This is a genomic window from Edaphobacter sp. FHG110511_03 (assembly GCF_059115365.1).
Genome location: NZ_JBZYWL010000015.1, coordinates 1 through 14,375 on the forward strand (window position 1 = coordinate 1; position 14,375 = coordinate 14,375).

Below are 14,375 nucleotides of genomic sequence, written 5' to 3' on the forward strand. Positions count from 1 at the left end.
GACCCTTCCATCGGAGAGGGGCACTCGATCTCAGCTTTGGAGCGTTGCCGAGTTCTGGAGTTTCAAGTCCGCCTTTGCTCTTGTTCATTGGCATCATCGCTGCTTGCTCAAAACCGACCAAATGCCGGCGACAAGGAGATTATAGGCTTTCGCTGCGTAGGAGCTCCGTACCGGCTGTATCTCGTCTCTAAAGGTGAGCTGTATGGCTGAAGAACAGGAATGCATTGGTAATGGCAAGCCGGCATCTCGTCAGCGATCGGTCAAGAGTGTCTCAGTGATCGCGGATTCCCAATCATCGCTTCGACTTGTGTTCGAGAAGATCGAATGCCTGGTCGATGTAATGCGTCAACGGGTGAGCCGCGTCTTCTCGCCGCCAGTTCCTCCGGGTCTATTCCGAAAGAGGTTCCTCGAATAGGACTGGAAATATCGTTCGGGCCCATAAAAATGCTCCTTCAATTATTTAAAACACACGAAACAGCATTTATTCCTAGCATGCCACGATAATGGAAGTCTGAAGAGAGCACGAGTCACCGAAGTGTTATTTAAACGAGAACACAATGAGTTAGGCTGCCGCTATCTCTCTTCCAACATTCCGTCAATCGTTTCCAGCGCCACAGCCCAGCGATCGTCAATATCCATGCGTAATTCGTCCAGTTCTTTTGCCGCTTGAAAGGGAACACCCATCTTCTTCAAAAAACTCTTCAGAACCGCCACCTGCTTTTCGAGCTGATCTAAATCTTTGTGACGAGCTTTCCCAAGGAATTTCCGCACCTCGTTCGCATCAACCTTGGGCTGATGGACGATTGCTTCGACCAAACGTTCACTAATATCCTTTAGCTCAGTCACCTTGGAAAGCTGTTGGGTAGGCATCTCGACAAGAGCATAGCACCATAAAAGGACTCACAGTTCAGTGAGTTGGGTCCGACCTGGATATTGAACGGTGCCATCCGAAGGGCATGCTTCATAGGTTTTCCGAACGGCTACCTTCTATGCATAGATTTGCAGAATGTGACGCGCTCGAAATAGCTAATCCGGACTTTAGGCAGCCCATGACCAATAGAATCTACAGTCCTAGCAAAGCCGCCCTCGCATAACATGCATATCGGAGCGAAGCCATAATCCCCTCTTCGCTAACGGGACTAACTTGACTCATCATTCTATCCAGGCGCTAGAGTTATCCAGTTCTGATCGTGGATGATTGCCGAACTGATCCACATTAAAGCCTAAATACCTCCACGAGCGGGTCGGCAGCGTATCCCGCATATCTGATTAAATTAAGCGACTGCCTATTCAGGGAGCGCCACCTGATCGCGTCCTTGCTCTTTGGCACGATAGAGCGCAGAATCCGCACCAAGCAATATCGCTTCTGCGGTGGTTCCACTCCGTGAATAACATGCCACGCCTATAGATAGGTGGATACCCTCCAGTGTTTCACCATAGTGTTGCACCTGAATTCCGCGACATGCGCTCTCTCGCAATCAGCAGTCAATGTCTGCTCAATGGCAGCGAGGATCTCAGCCATAATCTTGTTTAGCTGTTACAGTTGGACTCCAATTTAGTCAATCGAGGTCTCCACTTGAACTAAGGCCATAGTCTCGTTGACTTGGTGGGAAGCGACTTTTAGGACTATATTTGATTTGGGGCGAGTGAAGTGACCCCATGCCCACCCTATTCGCAGATCACTGGCGCGTGAAAAGACGCGAGTGAAATGTGGAGGGATGGGGGGAAACATGTGCTTCTATGAGCTACTCCAACGTAGCAAACACTCGCTCCTAATGCTTCTTGTCCGTTTCTGGACATGTCTTTAGGCGGTCCGAATGATAGACGAAATCACTTTCTCTCATCGCTGCACCCGTAGTGGCACGTGGCAGTCAATCTGCCCCGAATGTTACAAAACGGTAGCGGAAAGCCGCGAAGAAGCCGACCTGAAACACGCCGAAGATACCCACGTTTGCCTGTCCCTAAACACACGCATAGTTCGGATTGCCTAAGCCTTATTTCGCTCGTATCCGTTTCGCAGCCTGCCCAGCCTTGAGTTTTGCGCTTAGTTCCTTCACGGTCATCGGCTTCATCGTAGCCATGCGGCGACGGGAAGCAGCACAGGATCATCGCCGCGACGCTACCCAAAACGGGCTTCTCGGACACTTGAGCCTCAGAATTCACTTGTCCAAGAAGCCGACTTTACGAACGAGGGATGACTCGATGCAGAAGTAGATCCACTGACGAAAATATTGCCGATTACGGTTTTGTCACAATGTAGAAGGGGGACGAAGTAGCTCCAGGGTTAAGGAAGGCTGGACGCCGTACGCCGCCCGAATTGTATGCCGAGTCCCAAGCTGGGGATTGAAGTTCCGGCATAGGTTTCGCGTTGAATAACTTGCGGCATTGCTTCGCGGTCCAACGTGCCCACTTCTTCGACTTCTTCCGTCTGGCGCTGTCCGAAGAGATTCCGGTACCGGCGTACATCTGGCGGTAGAGCTTGGAGAGAAACATAAAGGCGATTCTGGCGCGAAGGGTCGGAGTACAGGAGCTGCGCTCCCAGATCGATGACCAATTGTAGAAACGGTCCCAGACTTTTTGCGTGCGCTCGCTGATCTCGCCCGAGCTCATGGATGGATGTGGAGTGAACATCTTCGGCCGGATGGCGGAAGGGATGAGCCAGTAGCGAGTGATGGGGATGTCGCCAACCATCTCCGGGGAGACTGCTTGCTCCTTCTCCCAGCGGATAAAGTCGACGGTGCCCGGAAAGGGTGTCATCATCACAAACTGCGCAAAAGTAACCCCTGCCTTCAAAGCCATGGCAACCGTCGCGTCGAAGGTGCCGGGAGTGTCCGTCGGGAGACCGAAGATGAAAGATCCCAGAACATGAACACCGTGCTTCTTGAACGTCTGTAGCTGTTTGGCAAGCGCTTCGCCGGAGTAGTTGAAATCTTTGAAGACCGCCTTCAGCCCTTCAGGGGTGACTGCTTCGACCCCTACTAATGCACCTTTGATGTTGGCCTTGTGCATGGCGTCCAGATACTCGCCATCCTCGGCGGCTTCCATCGTGATCTGAGTGAAGAAGACCATGTCTCTGGGAAGTTTGGCGAGTTCAGCCATCAGCAGGAAGCGTTCGGTGCGGATGGCGGTGAGCTCATCGACTCGAGACTGATTGCCTCGTTCGCGGGCGAGCCGGAGATCGGTCAGAGTAACGGGATAGAAGTTGTCGTCAGCGAGAGCGATGAAACGGAAGCCGATCTGGCGCAGATTGACGATCTCGTCGACAACCGCCTGGAAGGCGCGCTGCCGAGGCTTTTGTCCGTCTGTCCGCCAGACGCTGCAGAAGGAGCAGTGCTTCGGGCATCCGCGAGTCGTTTGCACCGAAGCCCACATGTACTTGTCGCGGGGCATTAGATCCCAACGTGCAGAAAGAAATTCGGTTCCGCCGATGCGACCGCCTTCGTAAATCTTCTGAAGAGGTGCGCCCGCAAGGCAGTCGGTAACAACTTTGCCCCAGGCGATATCGCCGTCACCTTTGACAACGGCATGCGCGTGACCGCGCTCAAAGACTTCTTCTGGAAAGAGCGTGGCGTGGATGCCGCCATAGATGACCCAGGCGCCGCGATCGCGAGCGATGCGGCCTACTTCGTAACCGCGGAGGGCGTTACCCGTATGGACGCTGATTCCAACGATATCTCTAGGCTGAATTGATTCCGGGACGATCTGTTCGATGGATTCGTCGACGAGGACGGGATCACCTGCAATGGAGGGAGTTGCTGCAGCGAGAACAAAGAGCCAACGGGGCGTAATGACTGCTGTCCCAAAAGAGTTATCGCTGGGATTTACGAGATGAACACTCAAAAATCCAACCTTTCCTCGTGCGGAATACGGTGGGTTCAGAGTGTTATTGGAGACAAATCAGTGCAGGGCTCTGGCCGGGCAGCGAATGCCGGCCGGGAAGATACCCGCCGGACTAGTGTCGTTTATCTTACATAGCCCTATGCATATTGATCCAATGTTCCGTGCTTCTCTTCCGGGTTTGTAATAGATGTGAACCTTACATTCCATAGATCTCCTTCCGGCAATCTCTCACTTGTCCGTGAAACGGGCATATCGGAAAGATGGAAGGCCAGAGCCGTTTTTTTGTCACTTGTCCGATATGCCGATTTTACGGTGAGTGAAGGTAGGAAGCGGCCCCGACCCTCTCGATGTCAGGGATTCCGTTGGGAGCGTGGAGTTAGTTTGCATGAAGTTGCAGCGTTCGAGCAGGGCAGTGAAGCGTGGGCCAGTGCGTAGCCGGTCCCATTTGGCGTCGATGGGGAGGAAAACGACGTGGACGTCGCGGGCTTCGTAACCGCGTTCGAGTTGCTGCATGGCTTCTTCCAGTTCACCGAGCCCGAGGTGCACCATGGCGATAGAGAAGGCGGGGACGTAGCGTTCTTTTGCGATGGAGAGCAGCGTGTCCAGCACGCCACGGGCTTCGGTGGCGCGGCCGGTGCGGGCGAAGATGTAGCCGCGCATGGCGATCACTTTTGTGTTCACGCCGAGTCGTCCTGCACTATTGAGATGGTCGAGCGCGAGGTCGTACTTGCCTTGTTCGACGTAGGCCTGTGCAAGATGGATGCGGGCAATGTAGAAGTCGGGGTCGACAACGACGGCGTGGCGGCCGAAACGAACGGCGGAATCGTAGTCGCGGGCGGCGAAGGCGATCTGTGCGGAGAGCGACTGATGCATAACGTAAAGCGGGTCGAGCTCGCGCGCGCGGCGAATGGAGGCGGTGGCCTCTTCGTGCTGCGAGGCGTGGGAGAGGACGACGCCAAGCATGCGGTGGCCAAGGGGATAGCCAGGGTCGAGCTCTATGGCGCGGCGGAAGGCGGCGATGGCGGCGGGCCAGTCCCAATCGAGCCAGAGCTTGAGGAAGCCGAGTGAGACCTGCACCTCGGCGAGATCGGGATCGATGGCGAGCGCGCGGGTGACGGCCTCGCGGGCGCGTGGCCAGACCACCTGCGGCGGGGCGTCTCCGTTGACCGGTGCGGTGCTGAAGGCGTCGGCCATGCCTGACCAGGCGAGGGCGTATTTGGGATCAAGTTCGGTGGCACGGGTGAAGTACTCGATTGCTTTCTTAGTTGTGATTGGGGTGAGTTGCTGCCAGAAGTGGCGCCCGTGGAGATAGAGGTCGTATGCCTCGGCGTTGAGGGTCTGGCGGCGGGCGATGGCGTTGAGGCGCTCGGGCGAGAGGGTGAGACGTATCTGCTGCGCGATGGCAGTGCTTAGCTCGCGCTGCAGCGAGAGCATGCTTCCGGGCTCGCTGTCGTAGGAAGAGGACCAGAGCTGGAGCTGGTCGGAGACCCGGATGAGACGCGAGGTGACGCGGAGGCGATCGGCTTCGGTGCGGAGCGAGCTTTCGACGAGATAGTTGGCGTCGATCTCGCGTCCGATCTCGGCGAGGGACTTCGTGGTGCCTTTGTAGGCGCGGATGGAGGTGCGACCGATGACGCTGAAGTGCTGAGGGTCGATCTGGCCCAGGATGGCGATGGTCTCTTCGGTGAGACCATCGGCGAGGTATTCGCGGTCATCGCCTGCGCCGATGTTCTCGAAGGGAAGGACACCGATGCGAAGCTGCTTCGCGTTCTCTGCGGAGCGATGGATGAGGGTGCTGACCTCGGGGATGAAGCGATAGCCGCGGCCGGGGATGGTGGCGATGAAGCGGTTTTCTCCGCGATTTTCGCCGAGAACGCGGCGCAGGGTGGAGATGTGCTGATTGAGATTATTCTCTTCAACGACGGTGTCGGGCCAAATGGTTTTGAGAAGTTCTTCCTTGGTGAGGATCTCACCGCGACGGCGGACGAGGAGAAGGAGGGTGTCGAAGACTTTAGGGGTAAGCGGAATCTGTTCGCCGACGCGTGAGAGCATCAGCTTTCCGGTGTCGAGACGGTACTCTGCGAACTCGTAGACGGGGGATTCGGACAAGGGGTAAATCCTCTTCAGAAGTTTTCAGAAAATCTTCAGGGCCGACTAAGTTTTTCTCTCGATCAGTGGAGTGAGTATAGCCTTCGAAGGCCGATGGGGAGAGAAAGCCCGCGAGCCTGGGAGGAGAACCACCATGAAATCAATAGCTTTCAAAGTTCTTTCGAGAATGATTGCGATCGCGGTCTGCGGACTTGCGATGGCGACAACAGCTTCAGCGCAGGTGGAAGACTGGGACTTCGGCGCACGCAAGCTGGAGGGTAGCTGGAAGACTACGGTGACGCAGCGCAACTGCGCTACCGGTGCCGCGCTGGGGCCGGCCTTCGAGGGACTGCTGACGTTCTCACGCGGAGGAACGCTTCTCGAGTCGACTACAGCTCCGGCGTTTTTCCCTTCGGTGCGTGGGCCGGGACATGGAGTATGGAGTCATGCCCGTAGCCATAGCACCTTCAACGCAGTGTTTGTTGCACAGATTACTTTGAATGGCGTTCTGTCGAGGACACAGACGGTTAGGCAGACGATTGTCGTTGGCGACAATCCTGACACGTTTACTGCAAGTGGCCCCGTGAACTTTGTGTTTGCGGATGGCAGTCCGGCAATCAATGGCTGCTCGACGGCGATCGGAAAGCGCATCGAGTGAAAGCATGACGAAATGTGGCCGGCCGAGCCGTTGTGGCCGGCCAGCATCCTTAATGCGGTAGTGGTTATTGATCGACCTAGATGAATCGGCTCGCCACCGTGACATCATCCAGTTAAAGCATTGGAATCAATTCGGTTCCAACGCAGATCATTCGCCGTGCTTTATTTAAAGTGATTAGGCCTGGGGACAGTTGATTCACGTCGGCCCTTATCGATGTTTTGGCTTTGCGGCCGCGATTGATGAAGGTGATTTTACCGGGCGATCGAGATGCGTCTTCAGCACGATAGTCGTTTCCGTGCTTCATTCTCTAACAGCTTCCTGTAGGATCCATCTGTTTTTGAGCGCCAACTGAAGAGTTTGATGACGTGAGCAGTGTTTTCACTAGTGCAAAAAGACCGACGAGACGGGCACTCGTGCAAGGAATGCAATTCTACCGGATCGAGGGCTGGCAAGCTCTCGGAGAACTGGCTTATGATGCGGCAACCGGGGTCGGAATGGCATGACGCCGTTGCGCAAGACACTGAACGAGCCCGCCTCCTATCGAGTGGCAGCGGGGCGTATGTGCAGCGCGTTGCACAAAGGTGGATGAGCTTGTGGCTCATCCACCCAGGACGACGATTATTCGTCGTCGGCTCCGTCCGAAGTATCATCGACGGCTTCAACTTTCGAGAGCCGCTTCATGTTGGTGGCGTGGATCTCGGCGATCCGGTGCTTGAAGGTGGTTCCTTTGACTTCATCCTCTACCTCGCGATATCGGAGAATGCCTTCCAGGGTGACGAGCTGCCCCTTCTGGAGAGTCTTGGCGAACTTCGAGAGATTCCTCCAGGCATAAACGCGGTGCCACTCTGTGCGGTTCTCTCCAATAGAACGAATAGGACAAGCAACATGGTCATCCTCGATGAAAATCTTAGCCGCAGCAGCGTTGGACAAAGGCGTGCTGATTTCAATTCCTCACAAGAGGGTCTATAATCGCGGCCCAGAAAGGCACCTGCCATGGCAACAGATACCAAACAAATCGCAAGCAGGTTTATGGACGAGTGCTGGAACCACGGAAAGCTGGAGTCGATCCGTGAACTGGTTTCGGACAAATGTCGTATCCATGATCCTGTCTTTCCCTCCCTCACCTCGGGAGCGGACAACCTCAAACAGCATATAGACATGTGCAAGACTGGCTTTCCCGACCTCACGTTTTCGATCGACGACACCATCGCCGAACGCAACGAGGTCGTGCTCCACTGGACAGCCCGGGGCACTCATAACGGCCAGTTCCTCGGCATGCAACCCACCAACCGCAACGCTACGGTCTCAGGCACATCGATTTTCCGTATCGATGGCGATAAGATCGCCGAACAGTGGACCGATTGGAACCTCATGTCGCTGATGGAGCAACTCGGAGTCGCTACCGCTCCCTCGATCGAAGGGCAGGCACACGGCTCCAGCGGTCAACCAGCGCGTGCTTCAACCAGCGAAAAATCACGAGCCTGACGAGCACCAACGCCCATCTTCTAGCTCCTCCTGAAAACGAGAACGACATTCGCGCTGCCTTCAGCTATGAAGGCAGCGCCTCTAGCGCGGGTTCGTCCTCTCGAGAAGCATCTTCGTCTCCGCCGCCTGCTTCGGCAGCCTTTCCACAATGTGCGCCGGAGCCCTCGCATTAAGAGCCTCATTGCCACGCTGCGTCTCGGCCTCTAGCGCGAATACGCCTTTGTCCCCTATCGGTAGAGGGCCTTGCACTCCAATCTCCAGGAGGCCTTTCGGAGAAATCGAAAATCTCGACATATCAGCCAGCCAGCCCCTTCGAAAGTTCAGTTTGCTCCCGGATGATGTGCTTGCTGTCGTAACGAAAGGTCAGTTGTGCGTCAACATAACGTTGTTCACGATGGTGTAGGAACAATTTGTAAGGGGCATTAAGGAGGCTTCCTATCTGAACCACGGTCTTCGGAATCCTTCCAAATTCCGTTTTCTCTGGACTCCGTCAAGATTGTGCAGAGATGACAGCCCCTATTCGAACGTGCCGAGGCCCCCACCTTGCTCCGTGGTCTCGTCCGGAACCTATCTCAGCCCAAGGCTGCCGAAGGGGTACGCCTCGTGAAGTAAAGCTCCCTTCCTGTCATTTCCAGATCGGCGCGTTGAGTTCGGTTTCGATCGTAACCCGTTAGGGTCGAAGGTTTCGGTCCCGCCTCAGTTGCAGGCCAAATACACGATACGAACATATCGCTCAAATGGAGGTTGCTTTACCGGCAACGGTTGCCTCTTCGACTTCCATCAGCTTGCCCGTCTTGACGTCGTAGATATAGCCATAGACTGGAATCGTAGTGGGCACCAGCGGATGGGTACGGATACGTGTCACATCATCGATGACAGCCTGTTGCACGTTCGCGATCGTCAGCCATTCAATAAATTGCCCGGCTCGCGAGCCTGGTCCCCGGCCCACATCCTTAAATCCTTCGGAAGTGAGCGCAGCCGTCTCCAAACTGGTCGCAAGCAACTCGCGAATGATATCGTTCGTAAAAAACTGCATGCCGCAGTCGGTGTGATGAACCACAAAGAACTCGCGTGTGCCTAGCAGTTTATAGCTGATGACTAGCGATCGAATCGCATCATCGCTGGCTCTTCCGCCGGCATTTCGGATCACGTGGGCATCTCCTTCTGTGAGCCCTGCATACTTCGCTGGATCGAGCCTCGCGTCCATGCACGTGAGTACAGCGAATCTGCGAGCAGGAGGAAGAGTGAGATTGGCCTTATCACCAAACTCCTCACTGTACTTCTGGTTTGCGCTGAGAACTTCTTTGAGTACTTCGCTCATGAGATGCTCCTCAATATGAGGTTTTATAGATCCACGACGTGTGTCGGAAGGTCCCCTGCGGAGAACTGTATGCTCTGCCGGAACCAAAGCACAAACTACTACTGTTTGTACCGGAAACGCTCTGATTGCTGGCACGTTTTGGCGAGAGATAATACGCAGCTATTCGTGACAAATGGGTTCCGGAGGGAAGAAGAGCAAGGATTTCCGACGCTCTCAGAGGGACACCAAGCTGAGGATTCTTGGCGGAGCGCAAATGGTGGTCACGCCTATGCGCTCAGAAAGATAGAATAGCTACCTTATAGTTTGGTGGTCCGGCGCAGGTGGATGTTCGAGTTGGGCGAAATGAATACGGCAAGCAGATTGATGCGCAAAACAAAATGCCCCTAAGCAGCCGTGTGTAAGCTTAGCTTCTTTCATCAGATCAGACACGCTCATTAGTGATCCCGCATTAGCGCTGTAAAGTGCTTGCGAGTGGCATAGACTGGGTGAAACTGCTCCGGGAGCGCAAATCTGAGCATAATTTGGGCCTGATCTTTGGCGCCATTTACGGTTCAAATTTACACTAAATAATTATCAAAGTAAGACTCACCGTGCAACTCAGATACTAACTTTTGAGATACACCCATCAAGGTCAACTATCCCCGAATTACACTGAGTCTGCGCCTCCTTTTAATCGGTGCTCCACCGTGGGGTCGCTTACCCGATCTGGTACACCGGTGAGGAGATGAGCATAGCCTGTCAGCCGGTTGCCGATAATGATTCCGTTAGCGCCGATCTGATACTCGCGTATATCGTTGCTATGGACCCCGCCCCGCATCTTGACTACAGTCATGATCTTACGGAGTTGGCCATCGATTTCCACGTAGCGAAAACGGATGATATCGTCCGTTAAGAATGAGATCGAGTAACTGCTAAACGGAAGCTTGTGGAACGCTTCTTCCGTCTCTAAAGTGCTTAGGATGGTGATACCGATACCGGTAAGTGCAAAGATCATGCGGTAGAGCGATTCGCGGAAATCAGTTCTGAATCCAGGAGCTAGCGCCATCTCAAAACCTGCTAGCGAGTCAAGCACCAAGCGCTTGGCACCTGTTCTTTGGACGGCGTCGATGAGTTCCTGCATCATTTCATCCACCGAGAGATCAAGCGGCCTGAGGTAGATGATCTCTAGGCTTCCGTCATTTAATGAGATATCCAGGTCGAGCCCGAATGAGGCGGCTCGGTCGGTATACTCTTCTGGGCGCTCTTCAAACACTGCTACGATCCCCGCTTCCCCCTCGCGCAGTCCAGTTGAAATGAACTGGGTGGCAAGCAGGGACTTGCCGGTTCCCGAAGAACCGGCAATCAACAGGCTGTCTCCTTCCGGGATCCCCCCGCCCATCATCTCATCTAGCTTCGCAATTCCGGTGGATAGGCGTCTCCTATCAGAGGCCCTTTTCTTCTTGCCAGTCAAACCAAGTGTTCGAGAGAAGGCTTGCAAGCCGGCGTTGGTGATGCGGAAGGTATGCATGCCGGGTACGGACATCTGGCCTCGCAGTTTCATCGCTTGAAATTTTCGTACTACTGAGTTTCTCTCTATTTGCTGATAAAGCCAGAACAGGCCGTCGGCAACCGTAAAAACGGGGTTGTCGATCAATTCCGCGTCGCTGTACTCACCGATCAGAAAGGTTGTTGCCTCCCAACTGGTGAGAAGTAGGGCAAGCTCCTGTACGAACGTCTGTACCTCAACTTCTTTGCCGCCACGGTGCTCATGGCGAATCACTGTGCGAAAAGAGTCCACCACAACAATGCTCGCGTTAGTGCTTTGCACCAATTTTGTGATCTCTTTTAACACCCCCTGCAGCCCACGTTCAACCAATTCTTGACTAAGATTCACGAATTGGACCGCACTGTTCAATTTTGTCGCGTCAAAAAAGCTGTACTGCTGCTGGTATCGCAGCATCTTGAGAGCCGGTTCGCCGAGGACCGTGAAGTAGAGGGCCGGTCTCTCCTCTGTAGCATTCGCGAACACAAACTGATGTGCCAACGTGGTTTTCCCGCATCCTGGTGCGCCCGCTATGATGTTGAATGACAATTCCGGAAATCCGCCTCCCAAAATTTCATCGAGGCCTGGAACGCCGGTAGGGAGTTTCTTAATTTGTACTTTGTTGGGCGGGTTCATTTCGATTTCTCCCTTGGAGAATTGAATTCGAGATCGGGAATATCCGGCCAGATGTCGGTCAAAAGCCGCATCGTTAGGACTTCGCCGATGAAGGTAACGAGAAGATTGAGCAGATATGCAACCAAAACAGGATGTGATTCTGAAGCCTCACCGAAGAGACCCTCCATTGAACCATCCGGTCTGACTTGAACAACGCAAAGGGCGGGGGCTTCACGCTGGGCCAATGTTAGAGCGCGCGAAAGGACAGAGGTGAAGCCCGCAGTTCCCGTCAGGGTGGTGAGCGGACGGCGCAACTTTTCACAAACTCCGCACGTCACGTGAACACCATCCTTGGAACTATTCGACGAGGCGGCCTCGTGTGCAACGAGCCGCTCCGCAAGTTGTCTAATGTTGGAACTGACGCCAAGTTGATTCATCGTCTCCTGTCGGACGGCCTTCTAGACGCCACCTGAACTTCTCCCTGCTCATTTGCGAATGAATCTGTATGCGGCGTCGGCGGATCACGTTGGGTTCGAGTTTAACGAGACGGGCGAACCGACCTTTCGACAAACCACGACGAGATGTTCGATAGGTTGAGGCGCGCCGAAGAAAAACCCTTGAAATATGCGACAACCATGGGTTGCCAAGAATGCAAATTGCTCCTCAGTTTCAACACCTTCAGCAACGACTGAAAGGTCAAGATTTCTTGCCAAGTCGAGGATCGCGCTCGCGATTACCGCGTCGCTATGATTTGTAAGGATATCGCATACAAACGACCGATCGATCTTCACTTGAGATATGGGCAGGCTTTTTAGACAGGTTAGAGATGAGAAACCCATCCCAAAGTCATCTAACGCAAATGATAAACCGTGGGCTTTCAAAAAGCTCATTTTAGTGAGTGTTTCTTCTAAGGAATCAAACATCACCCGTTCCGTGAGTTCCAGTATCAATTTGCTCGGGTTGACGCCCGTCTCATCAATAATCGAGAGAACCCGCTTAACAAATTCCGGATGTCCAAACTCCCGGGAACTTACGTTAATAGCGATCGTAAGGTGTGAGGTCTCAGGGTTGAGACTCCATTCCATCAACTGCCTGCACACCGTTTCGAGGATCCGGAGACCTATTGATTGTATGAGTCCGTGATCCTCGGCATAGACTATGAAATCTGATGGAAGGAGTACGCCTCTTCGGGGGTGTTCCCAGCGCAGCAAGGCTTCGACACCACACAAATATCCCTGAGAGTCAACTTGTGGCTGGTAATGAAGCATAAATTGTTCTTTCTGTATCGCGACCCTTAGGTCGACATCTAAATTCGCGCGTCCGATAGCTTTGGCTTGCATCTCGGGATCAAAAAAACGGAAGGTCTGTCCCCCTGCTGCCTTAGCTCGGTATTGTGCCAAATCAGCCTGTTTCAGCAATCCGTCTACTGATTCTTGGGATTGATCAAAAAGCGTAATTCCTATGCTTCCGGTGCAGTAATGCTGATGTTCCTCTAGGAAATAAGGATTCTCGAGTGAATCAAGTACCTTTGCTCCGATTTTCTCAGCCTGTGCATTTGCTTCCGCGGCATCTTCGTTGAGATCCTCAAGCATTATGACGAATTCGTCCCCCCCGAAGCGTGCCACTGTGTCGCCCTCCCGCACGGACTGCTTAAGCCTTTGTGCGACTTGTTGAAGCAATAAGTCGCCGAGGTGATGGCCTCGGGTATCGTTGACTGTTTTGAAGCGGTCGAGATCAAGGAAAAGAATAGCTCCGTGATGCATCGTGCGACGGCACGTCACAATGGCATGCTGTAGACGGTCCAAAAGAAGCCGCCGGTTCGGTAGATCAGTAAGTACGTCATAGTAGGCCAATTGTTCGATTTCGTTCTCAACTCGTTGCCGTTCCCGGATCTCCGCCTCGAGCTTGCGATTGAGGGTTTCAGCTTTCTCCATTAATTCGTGGTGACGCACCGCAGACAAGAGCAATGCCTCATTCATGAGAGCCGTTTGACGATGTAGGGATCCCGTCTCGATGACCTGAAGGACAACGCCCACTGGTTTAGTCCCGTATCTCACATCCCCGTAGATCGGCCATATCTCATAAGACCAGTAGAGCGGATGAAGCGGAGCGTTTGATTGTCGCGCATGAGTCTCGCAGTTCCCACTGCGATATACCTCGTCTAATAGAAGAAGACAGACCTCATCGGCAGGCATGAGTTCCGCAAAAGGCATTCCTATGATCTCTTCATAGCTTTTGCACATCAGAGTGGAGAAGGCCGAGTTTACGTAACGCAGGATCTTGTCCCCTCCCTCCATAACAGCAATTGGCAGGCGCGCAGAGTCCAAGACCGTATATGCATTCGATTTGCAATTGGTCTCCACCTACGAGACCTCCTCGGACACCTAACTGTAAACATCAGTGCAGCCAGAAGAGCCACTCTCAACCTGTTCCTCGGAGCTCCAAGTCATTGTTGCACCGTTCATCGCAAAGCCCAGCATATATTCCTGTCGCAAAAACGTATCTATTAAATCGCGCCGTATAGGCCGCCTAGTCAATTAGATGCCACATCCGTTAGTCACCCAAATGTACAGCTTAGAGCGCGCCAATGGTCGGCTGACATTGCCCCCAACATCGCTACGCGCGGACCGGCCGTCACATAGCTCGGAAAGCATAAGTTGCTTATGCGGCGTTTCGGCGCTAAGGGCATCGCGGACAGCGGTCGAAGTCTCAGGTCTACTATCTCGCTCAGTGCGTTGGAAGGTCATCGCGAAGGCAGGTCTGAAAACCAGCCAGATTCCCGCCTTGACCAATCAGGAGGATCTCCCCCTTTTTTGGGTGCGGTGTGGAACGCCAACAAAGCAGCT

The 14,375-nt window shown here is 53.8% G+C and carries 12 protein-coding genes; 2 read left to right on the forward strand and 10 right to left on the reverse strand.

Going from position 1 to position 14,375, the window contains the following annotated elements:
• Positions 1 to 573: 573 nt before the first annotated feature.
• From AC5S26_RS28285 to AC5S26_RS28300, 4 genes are all read right to left on the reverse strand, one after another.
• On the reverse strand, positions 574 to 870 hold the full coding sequence (locus AC5S26_RS28285; RefSeq protein WP_494188300.1) for a hypothetical protein: 297 nt from the start codon (positions 868 to 870) through the stop codon (positions 574 to 576).
• Between the two features lie 416 nt (positions 871 to 1,286).
• On the reverse strand, positions 1,287 to 1,448 hold the full coding sequence (locus AC5S26_RS28290; RefSeq protein WP_494188301.1) for a GGDEF domain-containing protein: 162 nt from the start codon (positions 1,446 to 1,448) through the stop codon (positions 1,287 to 1,289).
• A gap of 790 nt (positions 1,449 to 2,238) precedes the next feature.
• Positions 2,239 to 3,840 carry a B12-binding domain-containing radical SAM protein gene (locus tag AC5S26_RS28295; RefSeq protein ID WP_494188302.1) on the reverse strand — a complete coding sequence of 534 codons (1,602 nt, stop codon included), beginning with the start codon at positions 3,838 to 3,840 and terminating at the stop codon, positions 2,239 to 2,241.
• Between the two features lie 285 nt (positions 3,841 to 4,125).
• Complete coding sequence (locus AC5S26_RS28300; protein WP_494188303.1) at positions 4,126 to 5,949, reverse strand: tetratricopeptide repeat protein; 1,824 nt, start codon at positions 5,947 to 5,949, stop codon at positions 4,126 to 4,128.
• A 133-nt stretch (positions 5,950 to 6,082) separates the two neighbouring features.
• On the opposite strand from AC5S26_RS28300, the gene AC5S26_RS28305 reads away from it, so the two are divergent.
• A complete protein-coding gene (locus tag AC5S26_RS28305) occupies positions 6,083 to 6,586 on the forward strand; it encodes a hypothetical protein (RefSeq protein WP_494188304.1) in 504 nt (167 codons plus the stop codon).
• 618 nt (positions 6,587 to 7,204) lie between these two features.
• Here the strand turns inward: AC5S26_RS28305 and AC5S26_RS28310 are convergent.
• The gene (locus AC5S26_RS28310) at positions 7,205 to 7,516 is read right to left on the reverse strand and encodes a single-stranded DNA-binding protein (protein ID WP_494188305.1); all 312 of its coding nucleotides are present in this window, start codon (positions 7,514 to 7,516) and stop codon (positions 7,205 to 7,207) included.
• A 63-nt stretch (positions 7,517 to 7,579) separates the two neighbouring features.
• On the opposite strand from AC5S26_RS28310, the gene AC5S26_RS28315 reads away from it, so the two are divergent.
• Positions 7,580 to 8,071, forward strand: a complete 492-nt coding sequence (locus tag AC5S26_RS28315) for an ester cyclase (RefSeq protein ID WP_494188306.1) — start codon at positions 7,580 to 7,582, stop codon at positions 8,069 to 8,071.
• A gap of 81 nt (positions 8,072 to 8,152) precedes the next feature.
• Here the strand turns inward: AC5S26_RS28315 and AC5S26_RS28320 are convergent, their stop codons facing one another.
• The 5 genes from AC5S26_RS28320 to AC5S26_RS28340 all read right to left on the reverse strand — a co-directional run bounded on the left by AC5S26_RS28320 (position 8,153) and on the right by AC5S26_RS28340 (position 13,892).
• On the reverse strand, positions 8,153 to 8,320 hold the full coding sequence (locus tag AC5S26_RS28320) for a hypothetical protein (protein WP_494188307.1): 168 nt from the start codon (positions 8,318 to 8,320) through the stop codon (positions 8,153 to 8,155).
• A 484-nt stretch (positions 8,321 to 8,804) separates the two neighbouring features.
• Complete coding sequence (locus tag AC5S26_RS28325; RefSeq protein ID WP_494188308.1) at positions 8,805 to 9,392, reverse strand: beta-class carbonic anhydrase; 588 nt, start codon at positions 9,390 to 9,392, stop codon at positions 8,805 to 8,807.
• 646 nt (positions 9,393 to 10,038) lie between these two features.
• Positions 10,039 to 11,550 carry an ATPase domain-containing protein gene (locus tag AC5S26_RS28330; RefSeq protein WP_494188309.1) on the reverse strand — a complete coding sequence of 504 codons (1,512 nt, stop codon included), beginning with the start codon at positions 11,548 to 11,550 and terminating at the stop codon, positions 10,039 to 10,041.
• Positions 11,547 to 11,966: a hypothetical protein gene (locus AC5S26_RS28335; protein ID WP_494188310.1), complete on the reverse strand. Its 420-nt coding sequence runs from the start codon at positions 11,964 to 11,966 to the stop codon at positions 11,547 to 11,549. The genes AC5S26_RS28330 and AC5S26_RS28335 overlap by 4 nt, the downstream gene beginning before the upstream one ends.
• A gap of 84 nt (positions 11,967 to 12,050) precedes the next feature.
• The gene (locus AC5S26_RS28340) at positions 12,051 to 13,892 is read right to left on the reverse strand and encodes a putative bifunctional diguanylate cyclase/phosphodiesterase (RefSeq protein ID WP_494188311.1); all 1,842 of its coding nucleotides are present in this window, start codon (positions 13,890 to 13,892) and stop codon (positions 12,051 to 12,053) included.
• Positions 13,893 to 14,375 lie beyond the last annotated feature (483 nt).